Genomic DNA, 17,200 nt, shown 5'->3' with positions numbered 1-17,200 from the left:
AATATGTATTCAGAAAGATATTGACTCAGGTTAGGAATAACGCTAATTTTGATCGTCTGTTAGCAAATCGTCGAGCCGTTCATCCACGTTAACAGTGCAGCAAGGGGAGGGGTCCATGTTATATGACTCAAAACTAGAAAAAGATAATTGTGGCTTTGGCTTAATAGCCCAAGTTAATAACCAAGCGAGTCACCGACTCATCCGTACGGCGATCACCGGTTTAGATCGCATGCAGCACCGCGGCGGTATATCTGCTGATGGTAAAACGGGTGATGGTTGTGGCTTGTTACTTCAAAAACCAGACAGCTTCTTTCGTGCTATTGCTGCTGAAAATAATTGGCATTTAGGTAAAAATTACGCCGTTGGGATGATTTTCCTCAATGCTGATCCGGTATTAGCACAAGCAGCTAAAGATGTTTTAAGCGAAGAACTAGAAAAAGAAACGCTTAATATTTTAGGTTGGCGTGTTGTCCCTACCGATCCATCAATGTTAGGACCTATAGCCCTAAAGCAATTGCCTGGGTTTGAACAAATTTTTATTAGTGCGCCTGAAGGGTGGCGTTCTAAAGATTTAGAGCGACGTTTATATGTTGCACGTCGTCGTGCAGAAAAGCGCTTGATGGATGATGAATCATTTTATATTGCGAGCTTATCTGGGCTAGTCACCATCTATAAAGGCTTAATGATGCCTGCTGACTTGCCAAATTTTTATCTCGATCTTGCTGATATTCGCATGACCAGTGCTATTTGTGTTTTTCATCAACGCTTCTCTACAAACACACAGCCTCGCTGGCCTTTAGCGCAACCATTTCGTTATTTAGCGCACAATGGTGAAATTAATACTATTGAAGGTAACCGCCAGTGGGCCCGTGCACGCTCTTATAAATTTGCTTCGCCGCTTATTCCTGATTTACAAAGCGCAGCGCCGTTTGTTAATGAAACAGGGTCTGACTCATCTAGCCTCGATAATATGCTGGAGCTATTTTTAGCCGGTGGTATGGATTTATTCCGTGCTATGCGTATGTTAGTGCCGCCAGCATGGCAAAAAAACCGTGCTATGGATGACGACTTACGTGCATTCTATGATTTTAATTCGATGCATATGGAACCGTGGGATGGCCCTGCAGGCATCGTTATGTCGGATGGGCGTTTTGCAGCCTGTAACCTAGACCGTAATGGCCTGCGCCCTGCGCGTTATATTATTACTCAAGATGGCTTTATTACTTTAGCCTCTGAAGTGGGTATATGGGATTACACCGCTGACGAGGTGGTAGAAAAAGGACGTGTAGGCCCGGGCGAACTCCTCGTTATTGATACTAAATTGGGTAAAATTTGGCATTCAGATGAAATTGACCAAGATTTAAAATCACGCCACCCTTATAAGTCGTGGTTAGAAGAAAACGTTAAACGATTAACGCCTTTTGAAGCACTTACCGAGCAAGATGCGGGCAATCGCTCATTTGATGATGAAACCCTTGTCAAATACCAAAAGATGTTTGGCTATACTAACGAAGAGCTAGACAGCGTCATTCGTGTCATGGGTGAAAATGGGCAAGAAGCCACTGGCTCAATGGGTGACGATACGCCGTTTGCCGTACTGAGCGAAGGGCACCGTTCACTTTATGATTATTTCCGTCAAAAGTTTGCTCAGGTTACTAATCCGCCAATTGATCCGTTACGTGAAAACCATGTAATGTCGCTTGCAACGTGTATTGGCAGTGAGCAAAACGTATTTAATGAAACAACAGGGCACGCTAAACGCCTGCAATTTGATACGCCTATTTTAATGTATGCTGATATGCAGCAGCTACTTAACGCCGATGAAGCGCATTACAGCTATTGTAAGATTGATATTACTTACACCGTAGAAGAAGGCCTTGAGAATGCGGTTAAGCGCATCTGTGATGAAGCACAAGCAAAAGCCGCATCTGGCTGTATTATGCTGGTATTAACGGATCGTAACTTTGATGACAATCAATTACCTATTCCTGCTGCTATGGCGGTGGGTGCGGTACAAAAACGCTTGGTAGATAATAACTTACGCTGTGAGTCAAATATTATTATTGAAACTGGCAGCGTTCGCGATGCGCATCAATTTGCGGTACTACTTGGATTTGGTGCAACCGCAATTTACCCGTATTTAGCGTACGAGTCACTTGTGGCTATGAGCGATACCAAGGTAATTAATAAGTCATACTGTGAAGTTACACTGGCTTATCGTCAAGCAATTAATAAAGGCTTGTACAAAATCATGTCTAAAATGGGCATTAGTACCGTGGCTTCATATCGTTGTTCAATGCTGTTTGAAGCAGTTGGTCTATCGGACGCTATTGTTGAGATGTGTTTTAAAGGCGTGGCGAGTCGTATTAAAGGGGCGTGTTTTAGCGACTTTGATGACGATCAGCAAAGCTTGCATAAACTGGCGCTTAGTAAACGTAAATTATTAAGCCATGGTGGTTTATTTAAGTACGTACACGGCGGCGAGTACCATGCTTACAACCCTGATGTGATTCAAACGTTACAAAAAGCAGTACGTAGCGGCGAGTACAGTGATTACAGCGAATACGCAAAGCTAGTAAATCAACGTCCAGTCGCGACTCTGCGTGATATGTTGGCTTTAAAACTGCCAGAAAAGGGTATAAGTATTGATGAGGTAGAGCCTGCCACTGAGCTTTATAAACGGTTTGACTCAGCCGCCATGAGTATTGGTGCATTATCGCCAGAAGCGCATGAAGCACTCGCAATTGCCATGAATCGTTTAGGTGGCTGCTCAAATTCTGGTGAAGGTGGCGAAGATAAGCTGCGTTACGGTACAGAAAAAAATTCACGTATTAAACAAGTAGCTTCGGGTCGATTTGGTGTCACCCCACATTACTTACGTAGCGCTGATGTTATTCAAATAAAAGTGGCACAAGGCGCTAAACCTGGGGAAGGCGGACAATTACCGGGTGAAAAAGTCACTCCCTATATTGCCAAGCTTCGTTACTCGGTACCGGGTGTGACACTTATTTCACCTCCGCCGCATCACGATATTTATTCTATCGAAGATTTAGCCCAGCTTATTTTTGACTTAAAACAAGTAAACCCGAATGCATTGATTTCAGTAAAACTGGTATCTGAACCGGGTGTTGGCACAATTGCAACCGGTGTAGCAAAAGCGTATGCCGACTTAATTACCATTTCAGGCTATGATGGTGGCACAGGTGCAAGTCCATTAACCTCGGTTAAATACGCTGGCAGCCCATGGGAGTTGGGACTTGCTGAAACACAGCAAGCATTGGTAGAAAATGGCCTTCGCCATCGTATTCGCCTGCAAACAGATGGTGGTTTAAAAACCGGCCTTGATATCATCAAAGCGGCCATTTTAGGCGCCGAAAGTTTTGGCTTTGGCACAGGGCCTATGGTTGCATTAGGCTGTAAATACTTACGAATCTGTCACTTAAATAACTGTGCGACAGGTGTGGCAACACAAGACGAAACATTACGTCAAAAGCATTATCATGGTCTGCCAGAAATGGCGATGAATTACTTTAAGTTCATTGCTCAAGAAGCGCGTGAAATTATGGCAAGTTTAGGGGTTGCAAACCTAACCGATTTAATTGGTCGCTTAGACTTACTCGAAGCCATTGAAGGCAAAACAGCGAAGCAGCAAAAAATAGATTTATCAGCGGTTATCGCTCAGCCAAATAACCCAACAGGTGAAACTCTGTTTTGCAGTGCACCAAATAGCTCGCATTATTTAGGTGAGTTAAATGAGAGCTTACTAGGCAAGGCACAAGAGGCAATAGATAACTCAAGCGGCATTTCATTAGTAAGTCGTATTTGTAATACCGACAGATCAGTAGGTGCCATGCTTTCTGGGTATATTGCTGATAAATACGGTAATCAAGGCATGGCCGCAGATCCGGTAGTTATTGAATTACATGGTACAGCTGGTCAGTCATTCGGTGTATGGAATGCCGGTGGCCTTGAAATGACTTTGGTTGGCGATGCTAACGATTACGTTGGTAAAGGCATGGCTGGCGGTAAGCTAGTTATTCGCCCACCATTGGGTTCGTCATTTGAAAGTCATAAAGCAACAATTATTGGCAATACCTGTTTATATGGTGCAACCGGCGGTAAATTGTTTGCAGCAGGATGTGCAGGCGAGCGTTTTGCTGTACGTAACTCAGGCGTGCAAGCCGTTGTTGAGGGTGTAGGTGATAACGGTTGTGAATACATGACCGGTGGCGTTGTGTGTGTACTTGGTAATGTAGGAGTGAACTTTGGTGCAGGTATGACCGGTGGTTTCGCTTACATTTTAGATGAACGAGGTGATTTTGAGAAACGCATTAACCCAGAGTTGGTTGAAGTGGTTACTTTAGATGACTTAAGTTCACATCAAGAGCATTTACGCGGCTTAATTGCTGATCATTTAGAGCTAACAGGCTCATGCAGAGCAGAAACTATTTTAGCTAACTTTGAACTTTATTTACCGATGTTCAAATTAGTAAAACCTAAATCAAGTGACGTAAAAAGTTTACTCGGGCACCGCGCTCGCAGTAGCGCCGAACTACGTGTTCAGGCGCAATAAGGGGGCAGTATGAGCGAAAATGTATATCAATTTATAGACGTGCAGCGTGTAGATCCACGTAAAAAACCAATCTCGTCGCGTAAAAAATCGTTCGTAGAAATTTATGAACCCTTTTCAGAAAATCAGGTTAATTCACAAGCGGATCGTTGCCTTGATTGTGGTAACCCTTATTGTGAGTGGAAATGTCCAGTACATAATTATATTCCACAATGGTTAAAACTGATCCGTACAGGGCGTATTTTAGAGGCCGCTGAGCTATCGCACCGTACTAACAGTTTGCCAGAAGTGTGTGGACGAGTATGCCCGCAAGACCGCTTATGCGAAGGCTCATGTACATTAGATGAAGAGTTTGGTGCAGTAACAATCGGTAATATTGAAAAATACATCACCGACACCGCGTTTAAAATGGGCTGGAAACCAGACATGTCCTATGTGACATGGACTGATAAAAAAGTTGCCATTATTGGCGCAGGGCCTGCGGGCCTGGGCTGTGCAGATATCTTAGTGCGTAATGGCGTAAAGCCTGTGGTATTTGACCGTCACCCTGAAATTGGTGGGCTGTTAACCTTTGGTATTCCTTCTTTTAAATTAGAAAAAGAAGTCATGCAAAAACGTCGCGAAATATTTACCGAAATGGGTGTTGAATTCAAGCTTAATGTCGAAGTAGGTAAAGACATTAGCATGGATGAAATACTTAATGAGTATGACGCTGTATTTTTGGGCGTGGGGACTTATCAGAGTATGCGAGCGGGGCTTGAGAACGAAGATGCACCGGGAGTACATGATGCCCTGCCATTTTTAATTGGTAACACTAATCGTGTTATGGGTTACGATGAGTCTAAACAAGCTTGCATTGATATGGCAAACCAAAAAGTAGTGGTACTAGGTGGTGGTGATACAGCAATGGACTGTGTGCGTACCTCTATTCGTCATAACGCGTTAAAAGTAACGTGTGCTTATCGTCGTGATGAAGAGAACATGCCTGGTTCAAAACGCGAAGTAAAAAATGCCAAAGAAGAGGGCGTCATTTTTACTTATAACGTTCAGCCTAAAGGGATTGTACTTGATGACAAAGGTGCTGTAGCCGGTGTTAAAATGGTAAAAACTCAGCTTGGCGAGGCAGATGAAAACGGCCGCCGTCGCGCTGAGGAAGTACCGGGTTCAGAGCATATTATTGAAGCCACACAAGTGATTATGGCATTTGGTTTTAAGCCACATAAAATGGACTGGTTAGAGCAGTACGACGTAGAAATTAACCACTGGGGTGGTATTAATGCACCCGAGCAAGGTGAATTTACACATCAAACCACTAATCCTAAAATATTTGCTGGTGGCGATATTGTTCGTGGTTCAGACTTAGTGGTCACCGCTATATTTGAGGGGCGTAACGCTGCAGAAGGCATTATGGATTATTTAAAAGTGTAAATAATGCTTTTGTTAGAATGGAGTCAAAAGCAAACCTTCGGGTTTGCTTTTTTTATTTCCTCAGTTTTACAAACAAAGGTAAATATTTATGGTTCCATAGTCGGTGTTTAAGGTCTACAAAAAGGGACGTAGGTTTTGACCTAGCTATTTACAATTATAAGATTTTACAAATAAAAAAGCCCGCAATACATAGATTGTGGGCTTTTTTAAACGCGCTGTTAGTTAATCCATCGAGAAGTGATCTAGGCTCGGTTTCACTCTGGCTTGTCGGCGTTTCACACTTTTATAGCAAATAACGTTACAAACAAGCTGTAGGCCAATAACTAACCAACTTAGTGTTATTAAGCCACTAATAGCTGTGCTGCTAAAAACTAACATAACAGCAATAACAATATGTACAATTAATGCCACATTTAAAAAGCGATATAAGCTCTGCTTAAATTGTGTATGTTTAAACTTACTAAAAACAGCCAAAAGTATACTGACAATCAGTAGCAGCCAGTTAATTGCTAAGCCAAAATAAATGACCGTCGTTTGCATTAATGTATCCTCACCGTATCAAGGTAACGCATGGATAAAGCGATTCACTTTATCCATGCGCTTTTATAAGCTCTTTTGCATTTGCTTTAGCTGTTTTGCTAATGTTATCACCACCCAGTAATCGAGCAATCTCATTTACTCGACCATCTTTATTCAATGCCAGCATATGCGTAAATGTTTCACCGTCTGCAATTTCTTTGGCAACAAAAAACTGCTGATGAGCGCTACTGGCCACTTGCGGTAAATGGGTCACACAAATTACTTGCGTAGACTTACCTAGTTGGCGCAGTAGTTTACCAACAGCAGCAGCTGTTGGGCCAGAAATACCAACATCCACTTCATCAAAAATAAGCGTAGGGGTCGTGACTTTTTGCGCAATAATAACCTGAATAGCTAAACTAATGCGTGATAGCTCACCACCAGAGGCTACTTTTGCTAAAGGTTGCAATGGTTGCCCTGGGTTTGTTGATACTAAAAACGAAACATTATCAAAGCCTAAGCTATTTGGAGCGCGATCGTTTTGTGCAGTCAATGCTATTTCAAATACGCCATTTTCCATAGATAGATTAGCCATGCTTTCGCTGATCAATCCATTTAATGTATTCGCATACTGGTGGCGACTTGCACTTAATTGTTCACTGGCGTTTTGATAATCCTCAAGGGCATGTTCAATTTCACCTTCAAGTTGCTCAAGACGTGAGCTGTTATTACTTATCGACTCAAGCTCTTGTGCAATAGTTTGATGAAATCCAACGAGCTCTTGGGGTTTTATATGGTGTTTTCTGGCTAAGTCCATTGCACCACTGAGTCTGTTTTCTACTTCAGTTAATCGCTGAGGATCCAAGTCGGCTTGTTCAGTATAATTACGTACTTCTCGGCTTGCTTCTTCAACTTGAACAGCGGCTTCTGATAATAATGTTGCCACACTGGCTAAGCTTTCATCATACTGTGCAAGTTCAGTAAATTGTTGGGCGCTGTGCTGTAAAATGGAACACGCATTTTGTTCATCATTTTCATATAAATGCTGCAACTCGCGCTGGCAGACTTGCAATATAGTTTGGCTATTGCTGAGTTTATAATGTTCGGCTTCTATTTGCTCAAATTCATCTGCCTGCAATGCAAATTCATCAAGCTCTGCGACTTGATACTCCAATAGTTGCTTTTGTGCGGCTTGTTGCTGCTGCTGTTGTTCTAGCTGTTTAAATTCTTTTTGTAAGTCAGCAAATTGTTTATAACGCTGGCTTACAGCATTAACAAGATTATGATGGCCTGCATATGCATCGAGTAATTGTAGCTGATGCTCTGCCTTTAATAGGTGCTGGTGCGCATGTTGACCATGAATAGAAATTAAATATTGGCCTAGCTCTTTTAGTTGTGCAGCGGTAACTGGGCTGCCATTAATGTAGCTTTTACTGCGACCATTTTTACAAACAACTCGACGAAGTAAACATTCGTTGTCGTCGTTATTAAGCATGTTCTCTTCTAAAAAAGCATGAGCGAGTGGTAAATTGCTTAAATCAAATTGTGCACTTACCTCTGCTTTATCAGTACCTGGGCGCACAGCAGACGCTTCTGCTCGCTCTCCAAGACACAATGATAGTGCATCAATGGCGATTGATTTACCTGCTCCCGTTTCACCGGTGATAGCGGTCATACCCGAATGCCATTCTGTGCTTAAATTACTTACGATTGCAAAATTTTTAATTTCTAAACCAATTAACATACTGTTCATCCATCCAGTGAATTAACTGTTAATTTATACAGTGTTTTGGTTTTTTGCAAATTAAATTTCTATATTTTAAGCAAGGCTGGACTCAATTAATGTTTTTTTTTCTTCATCAATAGGGAGGTTTTCATCGTTAAGGTCAATACTATCAACTGGTTGCGCTATGTCTTCAGTTTTTAACTTTAAAATTAGCGTAGGAAGGACTTCTTGATAAAAGTTTTTATTATATAAAATACCTTGAGCTGGTAACTCTGCTATAAAATATTGAGTGGTATCGGAAAAAGCTTGGCTGTTATTATTTTTATAGGTTTTTATTAGTTCTTCGTTAAGTATATTAATAAGTAAATCGCATAGCGACTCTAGCTTGTTTAAATTTTCATCAGTGTGTGGCTGTACTACAAAAAAATTACTGACAACGGCTTGAATTCGAGGAAGGTGTTTAGCACTAATGACTTTTGCATCAAGTAACTCGTTAAGTTTTATTTTTAAACGTGATTGAGTACTTGCAACGCGCTCGTTAAACAGCTTTTTCTTTGCTTCAATAGTCTTTTTACGATTACTTTCAATGAGTAAGTAACTGCCAAGTAAAGTAATTAACAATAATAAAGCAAGAAATACTACATAAGTCATTGCTACAATTTCCTGATGGTGATGATTAATAATCTAGCCCGATATTTTGCTCTAAAGTTGCATGTTTGGCAATAACTGAGAGATTGTTTATCTATTGGGGTGAAACAAACATGCGCACTCAAAGAGACTCAGCCTTACCTACCTGTTTAGAGGCAAGGGATATGAGCATGCGCAGTAGTTTTAATCGCTTTTTACTTTGCCCACTCGATTAACTATCTCTTGCTGCGATTACATCGCCCCTCAATGAAACAACTCTCAGTCCTAAAAGCTCAACCGTTTTTAGTATAAACGGCTACCCCAGTTTAACTTCTTACGAAGCACATTATAATAAGAGTAATTTTTTGGGTGAATTAATCGTAATTTTCTATCTGCTTTGCGAATCACGACCTCATCACCGGGTAATACGGCAAGTACAACATGGCTGTCGCAACTTACCTGTAAGCTATCGGTATTTTCTAAACTAAGCTTTAAACGTACTTCGTTATCGGCATCTACCACTAAAGGGCGGCTTGATAAAGTATGCGGGAACATAGGAACCAATGACATGGCGTTGAGTTCTGGGGTTAAAATAGGGCCGCCGCCCGATAAAGAGTAGGCTGTTGAACCTGTTGGAGTCGATACAATTAACCCATCAGAGCGTTGTGAGAATACAAAATCATCGTTAATAAATGCTTCAAACTCAATCATGTGTGCTACTTTATCAGCATGAAGCACCGCTTCGTTTACTGCCGAATTAGCGCTTTTAAGTTCGTTATGACGGTACACTTCTACTTCTAATAAAAAACGTTTTTCTTCAATGTAATCGCCACTGAGTACTTGTTCTAAACTGCCTTCAAATCCTTCTGGATTTAAATCGGTTAAAAAGCCTAAATTGCCTCTGTTTACACCGATTACCGCAATATCAAAACGAGCGAGTACTCTTGCAGCGCCAAGCATATTGCCATCACCACCAACCACAATGGCTAAATCGGCGCGCGCTCCCAAATCAACGAGTTTTACGAGCTTGTCCTCAGGTACATCACTAAGTTGACCTCCCGTGCGTTTTTCAACAATCACCTCAAAGCCTAAAGCTAATAAAAACGTATGTAATCGTTGTAACGTAGCGGCTGCATTAGGATGATTTGGCTTACCAATCAAGCCAATAGTGTTAAAGGGAGAGTCCATAATAAATACACTGAAAGTTTCGGTATTGGTAGAGTAACCTAAAACAGAAGTGTTTGAAAACACAGATCTTAGGGTCTGTTGTCCTTTCAATGCGAAACAGACACTGACTGAAGGGTTTTGACTAGAGGCGATTAACTTTTTGTTATTCGTTTTCACTTAGGCCACTAGGTTATAAAGCTCGCATCGCGATTAAATCGCGCCTAGTTTGAACAAATTTTAATCCGCAAAAATAACAGAGCTTAATAGTGACTAATTGATTTAATTAATTCACTGTAAAATTTAGATTTATTAAATTTCTTATACTTGAAATAATAATACCTAGCCCCGATATAACAGTCATGCGTAAAGATGTAGATAACATGAAACTAAATCCTCGAGACCAGCAAATTTTTGCCGCTGTTATGAGCCTGTACTGTAATGGTGATGGCTTACCTGTGCCTTCAACAAAAATTGCAAAACAAAAAGGTATGGCGGTGTGTTCTGCCACTGTTCGCAACGCGATGGCACGCCTTGAAAAAATAGGCTTATTGTATTCACCACATACATCTGCTGGGCGAGTCCCTACCAATGATGGCTTTGACTATTGGTTTGATGAGTTTTTTACTTTGGATGCTATTGCTAATTACTGGCAGCCTGAGCAGGCTGAGTTAGTCGAATTGGCACATGGCTTGAGTCAACGTTACCAAGTATGCTGTTGTGTGGGGCTACCTCAAGTTAGAACTCAACAGGTATTTAGAGTAGAAGTGCTAGACTTTGACGCTAATAACTGGCTTATCTTACTTTTAGACAGAGCAGGGCAAAGCCATAATATCTGCATTAATAAGCCTGATGATCCCAGTGACGGCCAACGGTACGAGTTTGCAACTTGGCTTAACACTGTATTTAGCCAGCAAACACTCATTGAAGGGTTATATAGAATGCAGGCCATGGCAAGTACAGCGCCGCGTAATTGTCATGACTCTTTAACTCAATGGACGCGTGAGTTAAGCCAAAAGTTAGGCTCAGATAACAGTATAGTGGTGGGCGAAAACTACCTTTATAAAAAAATAGATTGTGAGCAAAGCCTTAATATTGGTGTTTCATTTTTAAATTTTGTGGAAGATAAACTCGCATTTAAAAACGGGGTCTCTATTCTCAGTGCTGAAAACTTACCTTTTAGCACCTGTGATGATCTCATTGTGATCACTGTGCCGTACTTTCAAAATCAGGAATATCAAAGTCGTTTTTGTGTTATTTGTCCGAAATCAGCGCAATTAGAGAAAATAATCCAAGAATTTAAATTATTAGAGCCATCGGGCTCTTGAATCTTTTTATTCAATCCCCATAATTACCGCAGTTGTAAAGAATTGGAGCGTATATTTTATGTCTGAGCAGACACAAAACCCAGAGCAAGAAGTAGAATTGAACGAAGAAGTGGCGCAAATGGAAGCCGACGTTGAGGCTGCAGTAGAAGCAGCAGAACAACACGCCGAGCAAGAGCAAAGCCCTGAAGCAGAAATTGCAATGTTATATGCTGAGTTAGAAGCGGCAAAACAAACTATTGCAGATCAGAAAGATAGCGTCGTTCGCGCTGCTGCTGACGTTGACAATATGCGTCGTCGTGCTGCACAAGATGTTGAGAAAGCGCACAAATTTGCACTTGAAAAATTTGCTAACGAATTACTTCCTGTTATAGACAACTTAGAGCGTGCTATAGAGTTCTCTGATAAAGAAAATGAAACGCTTAAGCCTTTGTTAGAAGGTATTGATATGACAGTAAAAAGCTTTAACGATGCAGTGGCTAAATTTGGCGTTGAAATTGTAAACCCACAAGGTGAGCAGTTTAACCCAGATTTTCATCAAGCAATGTCGATTCAGCCAAGTAATGATGTGACGCCTAATACTGTGTTAGCAGTAATGCAAAAAGGTTACACATTAAACGGTCGTTTATTACGTCCTGCAATGGTTATGGTATCTAAAGCAGCTGATGCTTAATTAAGTATACAATTAAAAAATGCCTCATTATGAGGCATTTTTTTTGTCTTTAAAATAATGAACTAACTGCACTAGGATAGTGAGTACAACTGCGCTGAACATTAAACTTGAAAATGGAACTGCACTTTGTGCATGCATTACCGCTAATATAGGGCCTACTAATGCGCCACTACCAAAACGTAAGGTGCCAATAACCGCCGTTGCAGTCCCTGTATTTTGCTCAAATTTCATCAAAATCAATGAATCTGCGTTACTTGCTATTATACCTAGGCTCATCATCAACGGAGCAATAGCCGCAACAATAAAGTAAAGTGACAAGTTTAATACGCTAAAGCTAAGTAATGCTGCGCCAGAGATAAAGCCACACATTAAGCCATAATAAAGCATTTTGCGTGAGCCAATACGTGGCACTACGCGAGTATTTAAAAAATTACCAAACATCAACGCCATTACATTAAAAGCGAATAACAGGCCAAACAATTGTTCTGATACTTTAAATAGGTCGAGGTAAATATAAGGGACGGACGTTAAAAAGCAAAAAAAGCCGAACGACACAAACATCGAGCTTAAAATATCGGCGCGGGCGTGCGTATTACTTAATACCACTTTATAACTTGAGAAGAATAATGCTAATCCTTTTCGCTCATTTTTAAATATTGGAATATCGATTAAGTAACGTTGCACAAAGAGTAAAATAACAAAGCTATAGGTCGCTAAAACAATAAAAATAGTCGACCATACCGAAAAGCCTAAAATGACCGAGCCGATAGAGGGGGCAAGTAACGGTGCTATCATCATAATCATAGACACGTAAGACATACCTTTAGCAGTATTTTTTTGATATATATGCCTAATGATCCCAGGGACGACAACCGTAGCGGCCGCGCCTGTAAATGCCTGTACAGCTCTTAACAGCCAAAAAGTATGCACTTCAGTGGTAAATGCTAACGCCAGTGAACTTAAGCCAAATAAACTGAGACCTATCCGTGCCAGTTTACGCCTGCCAATTTGATCGGCTATGGGGCCAAAAAATAACATGCCCAATGCATAACCCGCTAAGTATATACTCAACGATATTTGAACATTTGGCATGCTGGTATTGAGATCATTGGCAATCACCAGCATCGCCGGTAAATACATATCAATGGCTAAAGGCGTGATCGCGACAATACTGGCTAATAAAGGCAATAAAATACGGGTATTAAAAGAAGAAGCCGAAGCGCTCATTTAAAAACTCAAAACAACGAATATAGGCCCAGCATTATAGCAGGGCAATAGCCTTGGATAAACTTAGTTTGCCTGCTAACTTAATTGTTTAATTGCAAAAAGCAAAGATTTTAAACTAACACCGCGTTTGCTATTCTATACTTAGTAACAAACTTTTTTAGGGTAACACAATGAAAAAATTGGTTTTGGTAGTTCTAGCCAGTGCAGTATTAGCAGGTTGTAAAACATCACCAACTGGGCGAACGCAAATTGCGCTTTACTCAGATCAACAAATGACTCAAATGGGTACTGCCAGTTTTGCAGAGATGAAAAAAACGCAGCCGATAAATAAAGATCCAAAAGTAAACAGTTACGTCAATTGCATTGCTGAAAAAGTAGTGGCCGTGCTTCCTACAGAATATGCATCTCAAAATTGGGAAGTGGTGGTATTTGAAGATGAATCTGCAAACGCCTTTGCATTGCCTGGCGGTTATATTGGTGTACATACGGGGCTCTTAAAAATAGCCACAAATCAAGATCAGGTTGCCACTGTTTTAGGTCATGAAGTTGGACACGTGATTGCTGAGCATTCAAATGAACGGGTCTCACAAAGTTCTATTTTACAAACGGGTATGCAGCTGGGCAATGCGGCGCTTGAAATGGGTAACGTGCAATACCGTAATGAAATTATGCAAGGCCTTGGTTTAGGCGCTCAATATGGTGTGGTTTTACCCTTTAGTCGCTCACATGAGTCAGAGGCAGATACAATTGGTTTAGATCTTATGGCGCAAGCAGGGTTTAATCCCAAAGAGTCTGTAACACTTTGGCAAAATATGAGCCAAGCGGGCAGTGGGGCTACGCCAGAGTTTTTATCAACTCACCCAGCACCAACGAGCCGTATTGCAAATTTACAATCGCAAATGAGTAAAGCGCTTAGCGAGCAAAAAACAGCTAAAGCACAAGGTAAAAATCCGCAGTGTAAGTTTTAACAAAACCTTATAAGCTCGTTTAACATTAGTTTGCGAGCTTAATCAAACTAACTTGAAAATGAGAACATGTAGTTTGTAATAGGCTAAATAGGAAAATTCAAGGATGAAAAAAATAGTTGTAATCATTAGCGTTGTTTTGATCAGCTTAGTTACAGTTTTCAGTATATTATCCAGTAAGCGTCATAATTCAACCCTGCTTACACCAACAGAAGCCAATGTTGATATTAAAAAGCCAAAAGTTAATTTCGGGAATAACACAAACGCCAAAAATATTTATGTTAAACAGCCATTTCCTACTGATATCCCGAATGAGGAGCAATGCAAAGAGCTTAATTATAAGCAGTATCAGTTACGAGATAATAATGAACGTGATATTGAGCTAAAAGCTTCACAAGCATTTAAAAACGGGTATACAGCAAAGCAGGTCGCCGAGGCAATATGGTTTTCGAGTTACTGGTCAGTGGCTAAAACTTGGTACGATAAAGCGGCATTAGCAAAGTCAGTTGAAAAGTTGCTTCCGATTTTACAATCAATACCGAATAGTGAAAGATTAATCGCTCAATACGATTACGTTAACGCACCGGACTTAAATATACCAACTGTTGTTGATTACACTGACCTTTTGGATATACTTTGGAAAAACTTGCCCACAGATACGATTTACAAAAAGGTCAGCTCAACAAATACCTCTGCCGTTGAAATTTTTAACGAAATTGAACGGACTTTTTCAGAAATCCCATATGATGTACTAAACAATAATCAACTTTCTCCTTTAAATTCAATTTTAAATCTGTTGTTGACTAAACAGCAGCTACAATCCGCTATTATGCTTTTGCAGCGTTACCCTGATTTAAAGTTATCAAATGTAAACTTCGATAATAAATTAGCATTGAATTTTCTCACTATTATAGGTGGTGAAGATTATGAAATTACTAATCCAACAGAGCATAAATTGTTCTTAACTCTTTTAGGGTTATTAGAGAAGCAGGTTTTTTATCAAAAAATCACACACCCTTGGTTTAGTAACGAAAAGGTCAATAAGGGGGTTGAGAAATTAAATAACGAAGGGATCGTTATTAAAATCGTTTTAATCGATGATATAGAGAAACCGAACCCTATATTGCAACTGAATATAAAAGAATCCGTATTAACTGACGAACAACAACTGGACCTCAAAAAGTGTCAATCAACGACGGATTGGCTTACAAGCCGTGAATTAACACCCAATGAAATTGAAACATTTAAAGATCAGCCTTTTATTGCAAAGATCAAATCTTCATCTGAATTTAAGCACTGTAAAAATAAAAAAGCTTTACATAACTCTCCGTTAATAAATAGTCAGATTACTACAGTGAGTAAGATAATTAATCAAGCAATTGGTAATCAAAACACCTCATTACAAGAACTCGATTTAGAAACCTTAGATTTACCTGTTTTGTTACCTGAAACAAAATCTATTTTAGCAGTTATTTTTGCTCGAGATTACCTGCAAGCAACTAGCTTAAATGAGCAAGAAATTATATCTAGACTAAGTAATGCTGGTTTAAAACCGTTAAGTAGTCATTCAGAATTATTAGGAGGGTTGGCAGGATTAAAAGGATTAACATTGTGGCTGAATTCATTAAATTTCGAGCAGTTAAAAGATGCGCAGAGTTTATTGAATAGTTTTGCAGCTGAAGGCGTTTTTGAACCCTTCGATATATTAAACACTAGGCTGGGTGGCGTTGCTTTTGATAATAAGAATGAATTGGATCCTCTTTATTTCTTTATCCAAAATTATTCGGAACTCTCTATTCATTCCGGTGATCCAATTACCTATGAAAATAAGAAAAATAAAGCATTCATAGACTTTTTTATTCGCAATGGAGTTCACATTGAATCGCAACATCTTCGAGCTTCATTTTCTCTCAAAATCCGATCTAAAGAAGGCTATAACCGTCTGATAACACATTTTCCTGAGTTAGAAGTAAAGAGCGGGGACGACTATTTCTCAGTTAATTGCCGATAGGTTAACAATTAGATAAAACATATATTTTTGAACTTAAAAAAGTGCGAAATGGTTCGCACTTTTTAATTTACTTTGTTATTTAAAAAGTCCACTCTAAATGAACTTGCGGTACTGATTCGCTAACATCTGTACCAAGTTTGTTATGCCAGTACTGCCACTCCATACCTAACAGTAAGGTGTTTTCTTTCATTTCTAGCGCATGTCCCATATCCCATACAATAATAGGTTGGGCTAAAAACCAAGCACGCACATCGTTACCAAACTCATCTTTTCGTTCAGCAATGTACTCTGCATGTCCTTTTACGTTAAACTTTTGCGAGCCAATCATGAACGGGTAATCAAAGGCTACATCAAACATCCAGCTGTTAGTTTCAATGGGTGCACCGCCTTTTGCAACGCCTTCGCTATCATCAATGTATGCACTGATAAGGGTTGAAAAGAAATTAAAACCAGGCACATCCCAGCTTAATTTTACGCCTGGTAAATATTTAACTATTTTGGCATCGCCTGCAGCATTAATACCCATGGTTAGGCCAACATCAACAAGTGCCCCTGACGCTACTTTTTCGTCCATTACCGCAGATAAACTAAGGGTAGAGTAACCTTCAAAGTAAAAGTCTTGATCTTGAAAGCCATCATCGTTGCTGTCGGTACTGTAATCAATAAAGAAAAAGTTATCGCCATAATCATGCCCAGAAGCATGCTCAATTGAGTACACCGTGGTATTAGATTTTTGTTCAGTAAATGGGTTTTTGTGGTTGCCGTTATTAATATGAAGCGCCGTATTGCTCCAATTAGCAGCGGTAGCTGTTGAACTTAAGGCACACGCACTTAGTGCAACGAGAGGAAGTAAGTTTTTAATTTTCATAACCATATTTTATGTGACACGCTGAATATCACATTATAGCAAACACGGTTAATTTGTTAATTATTTATTGTGATAAACAGTGTATTAGCACACAGCT

12 protein-coding genes are annotated in these 17,200 nt (G+C 40.1%); 6 read left to right on the top strand and 6 right to left on the bottom strand.

Annotated features, from left to right (window positions below):
- Positions 1-115 precede the first annotated feature (115 nt).
- Entirely contained in the window at positions 116-4,573 is a 4,458-nt protein-coding gene (gene gltB, locus PISS_RS08945; RefSeq protein ID WP_058154827.1) for a glutamate synthase large subunit, read from the top strand.
- A gap of 9 nt (positions 4,574-4,582) precedes the next feature.
- Complete coding sequence (locus tag PISS_RS08940) at positions 4,583-5,998, top strand: FAD-dependent oxidoreductase (protein ID WP_013465171.1); 1,416 nt, start codon at positions 4,583-4,585, stop codon at positions 5,996-5,998.
- A 222-nt stretch (positions 5,999-6,220) separates the two neighbouring features.
- On the opposite strand, the gene PISS_RS08935 is transcribed toward PISS_RS08940, so the two are convergent.
- From PISS_RS08935 to nadK, 4 genes are all read right to left on the bottom strand, one after another.
- Positions 6,221-6,538 (bottom strand): hypothetical protein, encoded by a 318-nt coding sequence (locus tag PISS_RS08935; protein WP_013465170.1) that lies wholly within the window; start codon positions 6,536-6,538, stop codon positions 6,221-6,223.
- Positions 6,539-6,587: 49 nt separating this feature from the next.
- Entirely contained in the window at positions 6,588-8,261 is a 1,674-nt protein-coding gene (recN, locus tag PISS_RS08930) for a DNA repair protein RecN (protein ID WP_028835081.1), read from the bottom strand.
- A gap of 75 nt (positions 8,262-8,336) precedes the next feature.
- Entirely contained in the window at positions 8,337-8,894 is a 558-nt protein-coding gene (locus PISS_RS08925; protein ID WP_013465168.1) for a hypothetical protein, read from the bottom strand.
- A 279-nt stretch (positions 8,895-9,173) separates the two neighbouring features.
- Positions 9,174-10,058, bottom strand: a complete 885-nt coding sequence (nadK, locus tag PISS_RS08920; protein WP_024602951.1) for an NAD(+) kinase — start codon at positions 10,056-10,058, stop codon at positions 9,174-9,176.
- A 338-nt stretch (positions 10,059-10,396) separates the two neighbouring features.
- On the opposite strand from nadK, the gene PISS_RS08915 reads away from it, so the two are divergent.
- Complete coding sequence (locus PISS_RS08915) at positions 10,397-11,362, top strand: HrcA family transcriptional regulator (protein ID WP_058154825.1); 966 nt, start codon at positions 10,397-10,399, stop codon at positions 11,360-11,362.
- Positions 11,363-11,420: 58 nt separating this feature from the next.
- Positions 11,421-12,032, top strand: coding sequence for a nucleotide exchange factor GrpE (gene grpE, locus PISS_RS08910; protein WP_013465165.1), 612 nt, complete (start codon positions 11,421-11,423; stop codon positions 12,030-12,032).
- Positions 12,033-12,059: 27 nt separating this feature from the next.
- Here grpE and PISS_RS08905 read toward each other — a convergent pair whose 3' ends face one another.
- On the bottom strand, positions 12,060-13,259 hold the full coding sequence (locus PISS_RS08905) for a Bcr/CflA family efflux MFS transporter (protein WP_013465163.1): 1,200 nt from the start codon (positions 13,257-13,259) through the stop codon (positions 12,060-12,062).
- A 170-nt stretch (positions 13,260-13,429) separates the two neighbouring features.
- Here PISS_RS08905 and PISS_RS08900 point away from each other — a divergent pair, with 170 nt between their 5' ends.
- Together PISS_RS08900 and PISS_RS08895 are read left to right on the top strand one after the other, a co-directional pair.
- Positions 13,430-14,227: a M48 family metallopeptidase gene (locus PISS_RS08900; protein WP_058154822.1), complete on the top strand. Its 798-nt coding sequence runs from the start codon at positions 13,430-13,432 to the stop codon at positions 14,225-14,227.
- 103 nt (positions 14,228-14,330) lie between these two features.
- Positions 14,331-16,235 carry a hypothetical protein gene (locus PISS_RS08895; protein ID WP_058154820.1) on the top strand — a complete coding sequence of 635 codons (1,905 nt, stop codon included), beginning with the start codon at positions 14,331-14,333 and terminating at the stop codon, positions 16,233-16,235.
- A gap of 79 nt (positions 16,236-16,314) precedes the next feature.
- On the opposite strand, the gene PISS_RS08890 is transcribed toward PISS_RS08895, so the two are convergent.
- The gene (locus PISS_RS08890) at positions 16,315-17,103 is read right to left on the bottom strand and encodes a hypothetical protein (protein ID WP_058155502.1); all 789 of its coding nucleotides are present in this window, start codon (positions 17,101-17,103) and stop codon (positions 16,315-16,317) included.
- Positions 17,104-17,200: the final 97 nt, after the last annotated feature.

The organism is Pseudoalteromonas issachenkonii (assembly GCF_002310795.1).
In the GTDB taxonomy this organism is placed as follows: Bacteria; Pseudomonadota; Gammaproteobacteria; order Enterobacterales; family Alteromonadaceae; genus Pseudoalteromonas; species Pseudoalteromonas tetraodonis.
The sequence above is the reverse complement of the archived record's forward strand: the minus strand, read 5'-3'. Positions and strand labels throughout refer to the sequence as shown.